The sequence below is a fragment of the Oribacterium sinus genome, assembly GCF_014202695.1.
Lineage (GTDB): Bacteria > Bacillota > Clostridia > Lachnospirales > Lachnospiraceae > Oribacterium > Oribacterium sinus.
Map to the genome: position 1 here is coordinate 71,585 of NZ_JACHHH010000010.1, position 14,961 is coordinate 86,545.

At 43.9% G+C, this 14,961-nt stretch carries 15 protein-coding genes; 14 read left to right on the plus strand and 1 reads right to left on the minus strand.

All coding sequences use genetic code 11. The features are described 5' to 3' along the window. Nucleotide 1: 1 nt before the first annotated feature. The 5 genes from HNQ46_RS09540 to HNQ46_RS09560 all read left to right on the plus strand — a co-directional run bounded on the left by HNQ46_RS09540 (nucleotide 2) and on the right by HNQ46_RS09560 (nucleotide 5,287). Entirely contained in the window at nucleotides 2-481 is a 480-nt protein-coding gene (locus HNQ46_RS09540; protein WP_007156232.1) for an S-ribosylhomocysteine lyase, read from the plus strand. Nucleotides 482-507: 26 nt separating this feature from the next. Further along, nucleotides 508-1,701, plus strand: coding sequence for an LL-diaminopimelate aminotransferase (locus HNQ46_RS09545; RefSeq protein ID WP_183684480.1), 1,194 nt, complete (start codon nucleotides 508-510; stop codon nucleotides 1,699-1,701). A 439-nt stretch (nucleotides 1,702-2,140) separates the two neighbouring features. After that, nucleotides 2,141-4,453 carry an anaerobic carbon-monoxide dehydrogenase catalytic subunit gene (gene cooS, locus HNQ46_RS09550; RefSeq protein ID WP_207720022.1) on the plus strand — a complete coding sequence of 771 codons (2,313 nt, stop codon included), beginning with the start codon at nucleotides 2,141-2,143 and terminating at the stop codon, nucleotides 4,451-4,453. A gap of 35 nt (nucleotides 4,454-4,488) precedes the next feature. Then, nucleotides 4,489-4,995 (plus strand): hypothetical protein, encoded by a 507-nt coding sequence (locus HNQ46_RS09555; RefSeq protein ID WP_183684481.1) that lies wholly within the window; start codon nucleotides 4,489-4,491, stop codon nucleotides 4,993-4,995. Further along, complete coding sequence (locus HNQ46_RS09560; RefSeq protein ID WP_183684482.1) at nucleotides 4,979-5,287, plus strand: hypothetical protein; 309 nt, start codon at nucleotides 4,979-4,981, stop codon at nucleotides 5,285-5,287. The genes HNQ46_RS09555 and HNQ46_RS09560 overlap by 17 nt, the downstream gene beginning before the upstream one ends. 465 nt (nucleotides 5,288-5,752) lie before the next feature. On the opposite strand, the gene HNQ46_RS09565 is transcribed toward HNQ46_RS09560, so the two are convergent. Further along, nucleotides 5,753-6,148, minus strand: coding sequence for a hypothetical protein (locus tag HNQ46_RS09565; RefSeq protein WP_007156226.1), 396 nt, complete (start codon nucleotides 6,146-6,148; stop codon nucleotides 5,753-5,755). A gap of 247 nt (nucleotides 6,149-6,395) precedes the next feature. On the opposite strand from HNQ46_RS09565, the gene HNQ46_RS09570 reads away from it, so the two are divergent. The 9 genes from HNQ46_RS09570 to HNQ46_RS09610 all read left to right on the plus strand — a co-directional run bounded on the left by HNQ46_RS09570 (nucleotide 6,396) and on the right by HNQ46_RS09610 (nucleotide 14,960). Beyond that, nucleotides 6,396-6,683 (plus strand): co-chaperone GroES, encoded by a 288-nt coding sequence (locus HNQ46_RS09570; RefSeq protein WP_040648336.1) that lies wholly within the window; start codon nucleotides 6,396-6,398, stop codon nucleotides 6,681-6,683. Nucleotides 6,684-6,713: 30 nt separating this feature from the next. Then, entirely contained in the window at nucleotides 6,714-8,339 is a 1,626-nt protein-coding gene (groL, locus tag HNQ46_RS09575; RefSeq protein ID WP_007156224.1) for a chaperonin GroEL, read from the plus strand. A gap of 117 nt (nucleotides 8,340-8,456) precedes the next feature. After that, nucleotides 8,457-8,951 (plus strand): hypothetical protein, encoded by a 495-nt coding sequence (locus HNQ46_RS09580; RefSeq protein WP_183684483.1) that lies wholly within the window; start codon nucleotides 8,457-8,459, stop codon nucleotides 8,949-8,951. Beyond that, entirely contained in the window at nucleotides 8,948-10,918 is a 1,971-nt protein-coding gene (locus HNQ46_RS09585) for an NAD(+) synthase (protein WP_183684484.1), read from the plus strand. The genes HNQ46_RS09580 and HNQ46_RS09585 overlap by 4 nt, the downstream gene beginning before the upstream one ends. A 131-nt stretch (nucleotides 10,919-11,049) precedes the next feature. Further along, on the plus strand, nucleotides 11,050-11,832 hold the full coding sequence (locus tag HNQ46_RS09590; protein WP_183684485.1) for a TrmH family RNA methyltransferase: 783 nt from the start codon (nucleotides 11,050-11,052) through the stop codon (nucleotides 11,830-11,832). Next, on the plus strand, nucleotides 11,829-12,833 hold the full coding sequence (argF, locus tag HNQ46_RS09595; protein ID WP_183684486.1) for an ornithine carbamoyltransferase: 1,005 nt from the start codon (nucleotides 11,829-11,831) through the stop codon (nucleotides 12,831-12,833). The genes HNQ46_RS09590 and argF overlap by 4 nt, the downstream gene beginning before the upstream one ends. Further along, nucleotides 12,833-13,108: a hypothetical protein gene (locus HNQ46_RS09600; protein WP_183684487.1), complete on the plus strand. Its 276-nt coding sequence runs from the start codon at nucleotides 12,833-12,835 to the stop codon at nucleotides 13,106-13,108. The genes argF and HNQ46_RS09600 overlap by 1 nt, the downstream gene beginning before the upstream one ends. Nucleotides 13,109-13,132: 24 nt before the next feature. Beyond that, nucleotides 13,133-14,290: an RNA polymerase sigma factor RpoD gene (gene rpoD, locus HNQ46_RS09605; protein WP_183684488.1), complete on the plus strand. Its 1,158-nt coding sequence runs from the start codon at nucleotides 13,133-13,135 to the stop codon at nucleotides 14,288-14,290. A 7-nt stretch (nucleotides 14,291-14,297) separates the two neighbouring features. Continuing rightward, nucleotides 14,298-14,960, plus strand: a complete 663-nt coding sequence (locus HNQ46_RS09610; RefSeq protein WP_183684489.1) for an epoxyqueuosine reductase QueH — start codon at nucleotides 14,298-14,300, stop codon at nucleotides 14,958-14,960. Nucleotide 14,961 lies beyond the last annotated feature (1 nt).

The following is a 14,961-nucleotide window of genomic DNA, read 5'->3' on the forward strand; positions in this document are numbered from 1 at the left end:
AATGGAAAAGATTACAAGTTTTACCATTGACCACATTCATTTACGTCCCGGAGTGTATGTTTCCAGAAAGGATTCTGTGGGGGTAGAGGTGGTGACGACCTTTGACCTTCGTTTTACCCATCCCAATGTTGAGCCTGCCATGGAAAATGCCGCAATGCATGCCATTGAACATCTGGCAGCCACTTACCTTCGGAATGAGGAGAGCTGGAAAGAAAAGGTACTGTACTTTGGCCCTATGGGCTGTAGAACCGGTTTCTACCTTCTCTTAAAGGGAGATTTGGAAAGTGTCGAGATTATTTCTCTCTTAAAAAATTGCTTTAGCTTTATTCGGGATTTCAGCGGTGAGATTCCCGGAGCAACGGAGAGAGATTGCGGGAACTTCCGGGATATGAATCTGCCTGTGGCTAAGTGGTGGAGCAGAAAGTATTTAGAGGAAGTTTTAGAGAATATTTCCTATGACAATACCCATTACCCGGAATAGGGAGTGGGAAAAAGTAAAGGAGTAGTATGGGAGCAAATGTAAATCATCATTATCAAGAGGTAAAGGAAAGCTATCTTTTTGCAGAAATCGCAAAGAGAATCAGAACCTGGCAGGAAAATAATCCGGAGATTAAGGACAAGTTGATTCGTATGGGTATTGGAGACGTGACTTTGCCACTTCCCAAGACTGTGGTGGATGCTTTGGCTTCCGCATCCATGGAGATGGGAAAAAGCGAGAGCTTTCACGGCTATGGCCCGGAGCAGGGATATGATTTTCTTAGAGAAAAAATCTTAGATTACTATAAGAATTTTTCCGTGGATTTGGAATTGGAGGAAATCTTCATTTCTGATGGTGCAAAGTCCGATTTAGGAAATATCCTGGATTTGTTTGCACCCGGTTCTGTAGCTTTGGTTCCGGACCCTGTGTATCCGGTGTATGTGGATACCAATATTATGCTAGGAAATAAGGTGATTTTTGCCCATTCCGGAGAAGAAAACGGGTTCCTGCCCATGCCGCCCAAGGGAGAAAAGGTAGACTTGATTTATCTTTGTTCTCCTAACAATCCTACCGGTGCGGTGTATGACCATGAGGGATTGAAGGCCTGGGTCAACTATGCAAAGGAAAATGACGCGGTAATTTTCTTTGATGCAGCGTATGAGTGCTTTGTAGAGGGAAATCTACCTCACTCTATATATGAGATTCCCGGGGCGAAGGAATGTGCCATTGAGTTTTGCTCCTTCTCCAAGAAGGCGGGTTTTACCGGAACAAGATGCGGCTATACCGTTGTTCCTAAGGCCTTGATTCGCGGCGGTCAGTCTCTCCAGAAGATGTGGTTAAGAAGACAGACTACAAAGTTTAATGGGGTTTCCTACATTGTGCAAAGAGGCGCCGAGGCTGTCTTTACAGAAGCCGGTGAGAAGGAGATTCAGGGAAACATCTCTTACTATAAGGAAAATGCCAAGATTATTATGGAAACCTTGGATGCTCTTTCCATTTATTATACCGGTGGAAAGAATTCTCCTTATATCTGGCTTAAGTGCCCTAAGGGGATGGGTTCTTGGGAATTCTTTGATTTCCTTTTGGAAAAGGGACAGGTTGTAGGAACTCCGGGAGCAGGTTTTGGGGATGCGGGAGAGGGCTTCTTCCGTTTGACAGCTTTTTCCACCAAGGAAAAGACTAAGGAAGCAATGGAAAGAATAAAGAAATTACTGGAAGTATAATTTTTACAGTAGCTGAACAAGTTAAAAGAGCTGTAATAGCCAAATCGTAAGTGGATTCTATGCAATATAGGTCTGAAATAGAGGTAATCTAAGCCCGTCGGTACTTGCGAAAAACAGAAAGACTTCTGTTTTTTGCTTAGTATCCGTTCCCGTTGGGCGAGCTTAGCGAGAGCGTGCCCCGTTTCAGACCTATTTGCATGGAAGACTTATTTTTTACAGCTCTTTTTTTGTTTTCTATAACAGGCTATAAAAAAATTCAATGTCCATAGTTCATTTTATTTTTATAATTTTATTGACAAGAAAAAGGGGAAACTGTATATTCTAAAAATCCAATAAACATATAAACATACAGAAATGGTATGTTTATATGTGGGGATTTTTTAGAGAAGAGATAAGCTGTCATTCACCTTATCTTACGTAAGAGCAGGAAAGGGGTACTATGGGTCAGGAGAAGAAGGAATTTCAAGAACGGGAAAATCACGGTCATGTGCATAGTCATGAGCATAGCCAAGAGCACACTCATGAGCATAGCCATGAACACAGCCATGAACACAGCCATGAGCATGTTCACAATCAGGAGCACAGTCATGAGCATAACCATGAGCATAACCATGAGCATGGACAGGGGAAGACTTTGGCTCATATCCATAGCCACAGAAACCTTATAGGCTTTGATGAGCATGGTATTCCTACCATTACCTTAAAGTCCGATCATGAGGAGGATGGAGATGATAAATCCTTTATCTGTGATTATATGAATGCGGTTTCCGCTTATCGAAAGACCTTCCCCTCCAAGCAGGATGTGTTGGAGCAAACTCCGGACCCGGCAGTACGGGAATTAATCTTACGGCAGGAGCAGCTTGGCTTTGATACTACCTTTGATCGTTTTGATCAACAGCAGCCCCAGTGTAGCTTCGGTATGGCCGGTATTTGTTGTAAAATTTGTAATATGGGTCCCTGTAAAGTTACTCCGAAAAGTCCAAAGGGAGTTTGCGGAGCGGATGCGGATTTGATTGTAGCCAGAAACCTTCTTCGGTCTGCTGCGGCAGGTGTGGCTCAGCACGGAATGCATGGCCGTGAGGTAATCTTATCCTTAAAGTGGGCAGCGGAGGGAAAGCTGGATCTTCCTATTTTAGGACAGCAAAAGATTCGGGATGTTGCAAAGGCCTTCGGCATAAAGACCAGTAGAAGAAACATTAAAAAAATAGCTTCTGAGCTTGCAGATGTTTTGCTGGAGGATATGAGCCGCACGGTTCCGAAGGAGTATGAGGTTATCAAGGCTATGGCGCCAAAGGAAAGACAGGAGTTGTGGGAGAAGCTGGATATCCTTCCCATCAGTGCCTATCATGAAGTCTTTGAAGCTTACCACAAAACCGGCGTGGGTACAGATGGAGATTGGAAGAGTGTCATGCAGCAATTTCTTCGTTGCGGTCTGGCCTTCACCTTTTCAGGGGTGGTGAGTACCGCCATTGCCACAGACGGGCTTTTCGGCGTAGGAGACCGGGTAACCTCTAAGGTAAACATCGGTGCCTTGAAGAAAGGTTATGTGAATATTGCAGTGCACGGTCATCTTCCTACCCTGGTCAGCGAAATTGTTAAAGTCGGACAGGAAGAGCGTTTCGTGGAGCTGGCTAAGAAGGCCGGAGCCAAGGGAATTCGCTTCTATGGAATCTGCTGTTCAGGACTTTCCGCAATGTATCGTTATAGCAACGTTATCCCCTTGTCCAATGCAGTTTCTGCGGAATTGGTACTGGGTACCGGCGCCTTGGATTTATGGATTGCGGATGTACAGGATGTGTTCCCGGCAATCATGGAGGTGGCAAATTGCTTTAAAACTACGGTAATTACCACCAGTGACTCTGCAAGACTTCCGGGAGCGGAACGTTATGAATATGATCACCATCATTCCAATATCGGAGAAACCAGAGCGCTGGCGGAGAAGATTGTGCTTCGAGGAATCAAAAGCTTCCAGGACAGACAGGGAATTCCGGTTTACATTCCTCCCTACGAAGTGGAGGCGGAAGTGGGCTTCTCCGTAGAATACGTGCATAAACGCTTCGGTTCCATGGAGCCTATGGCAAAGGCATTAAAGGAAGGCAAGATTCTGGGCATCGTGAATATGGTGGGATGTAACAATCCTAAGGTATTATACGAAAAATGTATTATTGACGTAGCAAATGCTTTACTCCGAAATAATATTTTAATTTTAACCAATGGATGTGCTTCCTTCCCTCTGATGAAAATGGGCTATTGTAATATTTCCGGTCAAAGACATTGCGGAGAAAATTTAAAAGAATTCTTGGGCGCGGATTTACCACCGGTATGGCATGTGGGTGAGTGTATTGATAACACCCGCTCCACCGGTATCTTTGCAGGAATTGCCGGTGTGGAAGGGAAGAAAATTCAGGAAATGCCCTATGCCTTTACTTCACCGGAGTGGAGTAATGAAAAGGGAATCGATGCAGCCTTAGGCTTCAGATTGATGGGAGTAAATTCCTATCACTGTGTAGAAGCGCAGATTCACGGTTCGAAAAATGTCATTGAATTCCTAAAGGAAGGTACCAGAGAGACTCTTGGCTCCGTGATGTATGTAGATACGGATCCGGATAAGCTGGGAGAAAAGATTGTTGCGGATATTAAAGAAAAGAGAAAGGCTTTAGGCTGGGTTGTTCCCAAGGAAATTGTACATAAAGAACTCACCGGCGAAGAGCTGTTAGCTCAAATTTCCGTAAAAGTAAAAAAGGCGGAATAAAGGCTTAAAGAGAGAAATAAGAAAGGAGATAAGCTATGGCTTGTGTTGCAGTACCTATTGTAGAGGGAATTTTGGTGAAAACGGCTGAATGGATTCTTGTGCAAAAGGAAAGAAGAGAAGAGGCAAGAATAAAGGCAAATAAGGGAGAAGTTGACGGGAAAATTTTGATGAATGGCGAAGAGGGCTATTCTTTCGAGCTGAAAAATGAGAACTTCCCGGAAGGAGAGAAGAATTCATCCCTAAAGCATTCCGGAAGGGGAGTGGGGCTAAGTCTTCGAAAGAAGCTGCATCTCTTATCGAACTTTTTGTTTTCCGGTTCCGTTCTTTTGGTTTTTGAACATTTTTGGCACGGTGAAATAGTGCCCTTCTTCCCCTTTTTAACAGGGGCAAGATCACCGGAGGATACCTATACCATGCTGAAGGAAATGAGCACGGTGGGCGTTTCTATGGCCCTTCTTATTACCGGAATCTGGGCAGTTTATTGCTTTGTACTGGAAAGAAAGCTGCAGAAGGAAGGAGAGAAGAATGCATCTTTTGCTTAGCGTTTTCGCAACAGAATGGAGCTTTTCCCGTTTTTTACGGGATAAAAACAAGGAATATGCCTATCATATTCCCTGTTTACTCTTTTTATCCGCCAGCCTGATGTGGTTTGTGGACAGTATCTTTGAATATCTGGAGAAGGGAACGGAAATATTTACTCCCAATCTTCAGGACTTGGTACAAGACGGTTTTTTGGGACTTTCCGTGATTGCTTTAGGAATCCTTATCTGGCAGGGAAAATTATTTTTGAATTATCTTCAAAAACAGAAGAGCTCCGTTCCGACCTCGTTTTGACATAAAACGGACTGTAATAAATCAAAATAGTTTTCTAGGCAATATAGGTCTGAAATCAGGGTACGCTCTCTCTAGCTTAAACCTGTGTATTGAAGGACTGTATTTATTAACTGATACGCTCTAATGCAGTATGGGTCTATAATGGGGCACGCTCCCGCTAACCTCGCCTTCGTAGCAGTACTAACTTCAAGCTTCGCTTTGCTCGCTTTCAGTAAGTACTGACGGGCTCAGATTACCCCTATTATAGACCCATACTGCATTATTCGCTTTACTTATTAACTTTTACAGTTCTTCACTTCGCCAGATTCCTGCACGTATAGGTTCAAACTACCCTGATTTTCAGACCTATATTGATGAAAATTTCTTTATTATTTTGATTTTACATTCTTTTTTTTCTGTTAATTAAAAAGTAGAGCAGGAAAAACCTGCTCTACTTTTTTGAGAATTCAAAATAATTTTTAAAGCTTATCGAATCCAAACACCGTTGGAATCTACTCTGTATCCGTCAGGAGTAAGCTTATTCATGTAAAGAGATCCTAAAGGCTGGTTCTCTGCCGGTGCCTGAGCGAAATAGTAGGTATCAAAGTTAATCTTCTGCCATCCGGTTACCATACGTCCGTTAGCCCCGATGTAGTACCACTGGTGCTGACTTACAATCCAACCATAGATTGGTGCACCATTCTCATTGCTTACGAATGACCAAGAACCATCTCTATTAGCTACCCAGTGTCCGTTGGATTCTGCTACTGTGGTGGTAGATCCGCCATAGCTGGAAACAGCGCCCTCTGCAGCAAGTGCAGGAATTACAGATGCAGTTGCCATGCAAGCAATTAAAGCTGCAACAAGAATATTCTTTTTCATAAATAAACCTCCAAAGCCATTTTTTTTATTCAAGCTACCTTATCATTATACCCTGTCTTGCCACATAAGCAATAAAAAATTCCTTTTATTTTTCTGATATTGTTAATATTTTCGTAATACATTGTTTCTTATATTTTTTCACAAAACTTTCACAGGCTTTTAGCACTCGGTGCTTGACTCTGCTAATAAATTCTCTTATAATAGCCCTGTTGTTAAAAAAAGATCTGTGAGGAATAGGAGGATTGCTATGAAGTTAGTACCATTATTTGATAAAGTTGTGTTGGAAAAAGAAAAGATGGAAGAAACCACTAAGAGCGGAATCGTTTTACCGGGACAGGATGATAAGGAAAAACCCGGACAGGCTGTGGTTATTGCAGTAGGTCCCGGCGGTGTTGTGGACGGTAAGGAGATTTCCATGCAGGTGAAGGTAGGACAGCACGTTCTGTTCTCCCGTTATGCAGGCTCCGAGGTAGAGCTGGATGGAAAGAAGTATACCGTTGTTAAGCAGAATGATATTTTAGCAATCGTAGAGTAAAAGAATCAGGGAATTCCAAGGAGGTATAATATGGCTAAAGAAATTAAATTTGGAGTAGAAGCAAGAAAGGCCTTAGGGGCTGGCGTAGATGCAGTGGCAAATACCGTAAAGGTTACCCTTGGGCCTAAGGGTAGAAATGTAGTTTTGGATAAGTCTTATGGTTCTCCTCTTATTACTAATGACGGTGTATCCATTGCCAAGGAAATTGAGTTAAAGGATCCCTATGAGAATATGGGTGCTCAGCTGGTAAGAGAAGTAGCTTCCAAGACCAATGACGTTGCAGGAGATGGAACCACCACTGCAACTGTTTTGGCACAGGCGATTGTGATGGAGGGTATGAAGAACCTGGAGGCAGGTGCTAATCCCATCGTGCTTCGTAAGGGAATCCGCAAGGCTGTGGATGCTGCGGTAGAGAGCATTAAGAAGCAGAGCTCCAAGGTAAAGGGCAAGGATCAGATTGCCAAGGTTGCCGGCATTTCCGCAGGAGATTCCACTGTAGGAGATATGATTGCCGATGCTATGGAGAAGGTTTCCAAGGACGGCGTTATCACTGTGGAAGAGTCCAAGACTATGCTTACCGAGCTTGATCTGGTGGAAGGAATGGAGTTTGATCGCGGATATATCAGTGCCTATATGAGCACCGATATGGAGAAGATGGAAGCAAATCTGGACGATCCCTATGTATTTATTACCGATAAGAAGATTTCCAACATTCAGGATATTCTTCCTCTCTTAGAGCAGGTAGTAAAGACCGGTGCCAAGCTTTTAATCATTGCTGAGGACATCGAGGGTGAGGCTTTAACCACTCTTATCGTGAATAAGTTGAGAGGAACCTTCAATGTAGTTGCGGTAAAGGCTCCGGGATATGGAGATCGCAGAAAGGAAATGCTGAAAGATATCGCCATCTTAACCGGTGGAGAAGTGATTTCCGAAGAGCTGGGCTTAGATTTAAAGGATGCCACTATCGACCAGTGTGGTAGAGCTAAGTCTGTTAAAGTAAGCAAGGAAAAGACCACCATTGTAGAGGGACTTGGTAAGAAGAAGGAGATTCAGGATCGTATTGCCCAGATTAAAGGACAGATTGAGACCACTACCTCTGACTTTGACAAGGAAAAGCTTCAGGAGCGTCTGGCTAAGCTTTCCGGCGGTGTTGCAGTAATCCGTGTAGGTGCTGCTACAGAAACCGAGATGAAGGAGGCTAAGCTTCGTATGGAAGATGCTTTAAATGCTACCAGAGCCGCTGTGGAAGAAGGTGTAATTGCAGGTGGCGGATCCGCATATATCCATGCACAGAAGGCAGTGGATAAGGTGGTAAATCAATTAGAGGGCGATGAAAAGACCGGAGCAAAGATTGTTTCCAAGGCCCTAGAGGCTCCTCTTTATACCATTGCTTACAATGCCGGACTGGAAGGTGCGGTTATTGTGAATAAGGTAAAGGAAGGAAAGGAAAACTTCGGTTTCGATGCTTACAATGAAGAGTATGTTAATATGATGGAGGTAGGTATTCTGGATCCTGCCAAGGTGGCAAGAACCGCTTTACAGAATGCGGCTTCCGTTGCTTCCTCCTTACTCACCACAGAGTCTGTTGTGGCAGACATTAAGGAGCCGACTCCTCCTATGCCACAGATGCCGGGAGGAATGGGAGGAATGATGTAAGGAAATCCTTCTAAAAACTAGGCAAAGAAGAGAATATCGATTACAATGGGAAAAGGAAATAAACTGAGCTTAGGCTTAGCTTTATTTCCTTTTTCGCGACAAGAAAAGGAGGGCAGGATGGAGAATTATGTGGAACATTTGGTAAAGGGAAAGATAGAGGCGAAGGATAAGGGTATACAGTTATTTGCAGTTTTCTTTCCTTTGGCATTTCTTGTGCTTTGCTACTTTTTAGCAATTCCCTTTATTGCTCTTTTTCCGGTTCTTTTTTTGTCTTACTATCTTCTGAATTCCGTGGATAGGGAATACGAGTATCTTTATCTTGGCGGAAGTTTTACTGTGGATCAGATTATTCATAGAGGAAAGAGAAAGCAGATGATAGAGATTAGCCCGGAGGAAATTTTGGAGATACAGCCCTTTCGTCCGGAGAGAGAGGAAGGATGGAAGAGGGAAGGCATTTCCGTTCTTCATGTAGAGGGCTTGGGAGGAAACAGATCTTACTGTATTCTTTTCCAGAAACAAGGGAAAAAACAAGTTCTTGTTTTTGACGGAAAGGACAGTTTATTAAAAGAAATGAAGTTGCAGGCAAGAGGAAAATTTCAGGAGGAAGTATGAGGGATTTTGTAAGAGTGGCTACAGCCTGTCCTAAGGGAAGGGTGGCGGATCCGGAGTATAATCTGGAGCAAATGCTGATTTTGGCTAGAAAAGCAGAGGAGGAAAAGGTTTCTTTGCTGGTGTACCCGGAGCTTTGTCTGACTTCCTACACCGCCATGGATATGATTTATCAGCGCAGTCTTTTGGAGGCCGGAGAAAAGGCATTAATTTCCTTTTGCGAACAAACGAAGGAGATGGATGTTCTTTTTGTAATTGGCTATGGCTTGTTACTGGAAGGAAAATTATTCAATACCGGAGTGGTGACTTACCATGGCGATATCTTAGGGATTGTACCGAAGCAGTTTATTCCCAACCATGCGGAGTTTTATGAGAGAAGATATTTTCAGGAAGGAAAGGAAGAGGTTCGCTTTATCCCTAACATTTTAAAGGGAGAGGGCTATAGAAAGGAAATCCCCTTTGGGGCTTCCCTTCATTTTGTTCGGGAAGAGGACCAAAGATTCCGTCTTGCAGTGGAAATCTGTGAAGATCTTTGGGTTCCTGTTCCTCCCTCCAGTAAGCATGCACTGGCAGGAGCTACCCTTCTCGCCAACTGTTCCGCTTCTGATGAATTGGTAGGAAAGCGGGGAAGCAGAAGACGGCTTTTAGAGCATTACAGCGGAAATCTTCATGCCTCTTATCTTTATTCCAGTGCAGGTCCCTCCGAGTCTACCCAGGATATGGTATTCTCTGCCCACTGTCTGATTTCCGAAAATGGAAGAATCTTAAAGGAAAATCAGCCCTTTGAGGAGGGGATTTTCTGGGCGGATGTGAATCTTGCTCTTTTGGAAGGAGAAAGGATGCGGCAAAGCACCTACTTCGTAAAAGAGGAGCCTTCCTATACACAGTATTTTTCCATGAAGGATAAGCAGTATACCCTTCATCGTTTTGTAAGTCCCTGTCCCTTCCTGCCAAAGTCGGTAGAAAAGGAAGGTGATAGAGCAAGAGAGATTCTTTCCATTCAGTCAAGAGGCTTAAAAAAGCGGATGGAGCATGTGGGCTGTAAGAAACTGATTTTAGGATTAAGCGGCGGTCTGGATTCCACTTTGGCTCTTTTTGTATGTTTGGAGACCTTTGCCCTTTTGGGATATGATAAGGAAAATATCCTTTGCATCACTATGCCCTCCTTCGGTACCAGTAAGAAAACCCATGACAGTGCAGAGAAACTTGCCAAAGCCTTGGGAATCTCTTTGTGGGAAATCTCCATTGAGAAGGCTGTGCTACAGCATTTCTCCGATATTGAACATGACGGGGAGAAGAAGGATATAGTCTATGAAAATGCCCAGGCAAGAGAAAGAACCCAGATTCTGATGGACTTAGCCAATAAGGAAGGCGCACTTTTAGTGGGAACCGGAGATTTATCCGAATTGGCCTTGGGCTTTGCCACATACAACGGAGACCATATGTCCATGTACGGGGTAAACGGAGATATTCCCAAGACGGCTATTCCCATGCTTCTTCGAGAATTTGCAAGAAAGTCCGGTAATCAGGAATTGGAAACTGTGGTGGAGGAAATTATAGCCACTCCGGTAAGTCCGGAGCTTTTGCCACCGGATGCCACCGGAGAGATTAGTCAGCGGACGGAGGATGTGGTAGGACCCTACCTTTTACAGGATTTCTTCCTCTATCAACATCTACGCTATGGATTTTCCGCAAGAAATATCTATGACTTGGCCTGCTTTGCTTTCTCTAAGGAAAATCTTGCGAATAAGGAAAATGAACGGACTATTCCGGAATTCAGTCCTGCAGAAATCCTGAAAAACTTAAAAACCTTCTATAAGCGTTTCTTTGGCAATCAATTCAAACGCTCTTGCTTACCGGATGGGCCAAAGGTTGGTCGGGTAGCCCTATCTCCAAGAGGTGATTTAAGAATGGCCAGTGATGCCTGCGCAGAGTCCTGGCTTTCTGAGCTTGCAGAGCTGGAAGCTTAAATGTCTGCAGCTTAAAGCTTAAAAGTCTGTAGCTTGAAGCTTAAAAGTCCATATAGACGTTTTCCGCTTGTTTTGTTATAATATTTTATCGAGTTTTGCCTATTTTTTAAATTAGAAAGCGAAAGAGCTTCATGCATAGAATAGAATCTCCTCATAATGAGGGATTAAAAGAAATCAGGGAACTGACGAAAAAAGCCAAGAAACGATGGGAGAAGGGTATGTTTGTGGCGGAAGGGGAAAGACTTCTGCTGGATTTGCCTGCGTCCTCTTTGCTTCAGCTTTATGTGCAGGAAGACTACAAAGGGGCATTACCCAGAGGAATAGAGAAAGAGGATTCTCGGATTTGTATTCTGAGTAAGAAGGCTATGGAAAGTATTTCCACCACGGAGCACGGACAGGGAATTCTGGGCTTGCTTCGTTTTCCGAAGAAGGAAAAACCTAAAGGAGATTTGTTTCTGATTTTGGAAAATATTCAGGATCCGGGGAATTTGGGAACCCTTTTTCGTACGGCGGAAGCTGCGGGGGTAAATCATATTTTCCTAAGCAGGAATACGGTGGATCCCTTTAGTCCGAAAGTGGTTCGATCCACCATGGGCTCCCTTTTTCGCTTGCCCTTCAGCATTGAGGAGGATTTGCTTTCTCTCTGTGAAAGCTTGAAAAGTGCAGGGGTTCAGGTCTTTGCATTGGACTTGGACGGGAAAAAAACACATTTTCAGGCTGCCTTCCAAGGACCTTCCGCCTTTTTATTCGGTAATGAGGGCAATGGTCTTACAAAGGAACTGAGCCAAAGTGCTACGGAAAAACTCCTTATTCCCATGGAAGGGAAGATAGAGTCCTTAAATGTTGCTACTTCAGCCAGCATAGTACTCTATGAGGCTGTTCGACAAAGAAGATATATAAAGGAGGAAGGATGACTTTAGCAGGACGTGATTTTATGAAATTACTGGATTATTCTAAAGAAGAAATTCAGGATATTCTGAATGTAGCCAAGAGACTAAAGAAAGAGAAGAAAGAGGCGGTAAGGCGCTATCCTCACGGAGAAGCCTGTGCCGGCAAGAACATTGTCCTGATTTTTGAAAAGGCATCCACCAGAACCAGATGTGCCTTTGAGGTGGCGGCAGCGGACCTTGGTGTGCATAGCACCATGTTGGATATGTCCACCAGTCAGATGGGAAAGAAGGAAAGTATTGAAGATACGGCAAGAGTACTTTCTACCATGTATGATGGCATTATGTATAGAGGCTATTCCCAGGAGGGGATGGAGGAGTTTGCCAGATATTCCTCCGTACCGGTGTGGAATGCTTTAAGCGACCGTTTTCATCCTACTCAGCTTTTGGCGGATTTGCTAACCATTGAGGAGCGTTTCGGAAAGCTTAAGGGACTTAAGCTTTGCTATATGGGAGATGCCCGCTTTAATATGGGAAATTCCTATATGGTGGCCTGTGCCAAGATGGGCATGCACTTTGTGGCCTGCACAAAGGAAGGTTATTTTCCGGAGGAGGATTTGATTTCCGAGTGTCAGCAGATTGCAGAGGAAAATGGAGGCAGCCTTCGTTTTACGGAATCCGTGGCAGAAGGGTGTAAGGATGCGGATATTATTTGTACCGATGTTTGGCTATCCATGGGAGAGCCGGAGAGCCTCTTCGCCCAGAGAATTGCGGATTTACAGCCTTATCAGGTCAATGACACTGCATTTTCTTATGCCAAGGAATCCGCTATTTTCCTTCATTGCCTTCCTGCCTTCCACAATGCCAGAACGGAAATCGGCGCTAAAATTTATAAGCAGTTCGGTATTTCCGAAATGGAGGTAAGCGACAGCGTTTTTGAATCCGAGCGCTCTCTGGTATTTGAAGAGGCGGAAAACAGAATGCACACGATTAAGGCGCTTCTCTACCTCAGCTTGGGAGGAGCATAATGGAAAGACGGCTAAGAGGGAGAAATCCAAACAGGAAATATGATTTTCTCTATATTGGCATAGGTCTTGTGATTAGTATTATGGCGATTTTCGCTTTAACAAAGCCGGAGGAGAATCAGGTTCTCTTTCCTTTCATTTTCTTTTTTGCGGCCATTCTTCGTGTGGTCTATGTGTTACAGGGAAGAGAAGAGGGAAAGAAGAGGCTTCTGTCTCTTTTTGTCGGTATTTTACTGTTGTTACTCAGCATCATCACAGGCATGAGCCTGTGGAGATAAGCCCTAAAAAGAAAGGATGTTCATTTGGAAAGAGAAGAATTAGAGAAAATACTTGCTTCTTTGCTGCAAAAGGCAAAAAGCAATAAAAACAGCATCGATTTAGGGGAAGTGCAGGAGGCAGTAAAGGAGTTTTCCCTAAATGAAGAGCAGATGGAGCAGGTTTTGCTTTTGCTGGAGAACAAGGGAATCGAGATTATTCCCATTCTGGATGAGGATGCGCTTAAAACCATAGAAAAGGACGGAGATAAGGCGGAGCCGGATGCTCTCCTTCCGTTAGAAGATGACGATGACTTCGTAAAGGAAGAAGAGGGAGAGGAGATTGACCTGGATGCGGTGGATCTTCTGGAAGGAATCGGAACGGAAGATCCGGTTAGAATGTACCTGAAGGAAATCGGTACCGTACCCCTTCTTACCGCCGAGGAAGAATATGCTCTTGCCATGAAGAAGCAGGAGGGAGATGAATATGCTAAACAGAGGTTGATTGAAGCTAACCTTCGTTTGGTTGTTTCTATTGCCAAAAGATATACCGGCCGTGGAATGAGCTTCCTGGACTTGGTGCAGGAAGGAAATCTCGGTTTGATTAAAGGCGTGGAAAAGTTTGACCCGGAGAAGGGCTTTAAGCTTTCTACCTATGCTACCTGGTGGATTCGTCAGTCCGTAACCAGAGCCTTAGCAGACCAGGCCAGAACTATTCGTGTTCCCGTGCATATGGTGGAAACCATCAACAAGATGTCCAAGATGCAGAGAAAGCTGACCTTAGAGCTTGGCTATGAGCCTTCCGTAAAGGAACTGGCGGAGCATTTGGATATGACAGAGGAGAAGGTACAGGAAATCATGCAGATTGCCAGAGAGCCGGCTTCTTTGGAAACCCCCATCGGTGAAGAGGATGATTCCAACTTGGGAGATTTTGTGGCGGATACCAATGTTCTCTCTCCGGAGGGAAATGTGGAATCCGTAATGCTTAGAGAGCATATTGATACGCTTCTTGGGGATTTAAAGGAAAGAGAAAGACAGGTTATCGTACTTCGTTTCGGATTAGAGGATGGACATCCAAGAACACTGGAAGAAGTAGGAAAAGAATTTAATGTTACCAGAGAGAGAATTCGACAGATTGAGGCAAAGGCTTTAAGAAAGCTGAGAAACCCTGTCCGTTCCAAGAGAATTCGAGACTTTTTACAGTAAGGAAGCTATGAAGAAAAATTATGAACAGCTGATGGAAAGCCATCTTCCGAAAAGCGGAGAAAAAAAGAGATTGCTACTCCATGTCTGCTGTGCTCCCTGCTCCACGGCAGTACTGGAGAGTTTGGAACAATATTTTTCCATCAGCATCTTCTTTTATAACCCGAACTTGGATTCGAAATCCGAGTTTTTGCATAGGGCGGAGGAATGTAAGAGGTTGGTGAAGGAAATGGGCTTTTCTATGGATGTGATTGTTTCCAACTATATCCATGAGGAGTTCCTGGAGATAGCCAAAGGTTTGGAAAAGGAGCCTGAAAGAGGGGCCAGGTGTGATGCCTGTTTCAATCTTCGATTAGAAGAAACCGCCCAATACGGGGCAGGCTGGAATAAAGAACATCCGGATCAGGCTTTTGATTATTTTTGTACCAGCTTAAGCATCTCTCCTTTAAAGGATGCTACAGTTTTAAATGAAATCGGAGAAGCCTTGGGAGAGAAGTACGGAATCGCCTACCTGCCTTCGGATTTTAAGAAAAAGAGTCGATACCTTCGTTCCATAGAATTATCCAAAGAACATAATCTGTATCGGCAGGACTATTGCGGATGTGAATTTTCCAAGGCGGAAAGCATCAGAAGAAATAAGGAAAGAGAAAAAGCGGAAAGCTGTTCGAAATAGG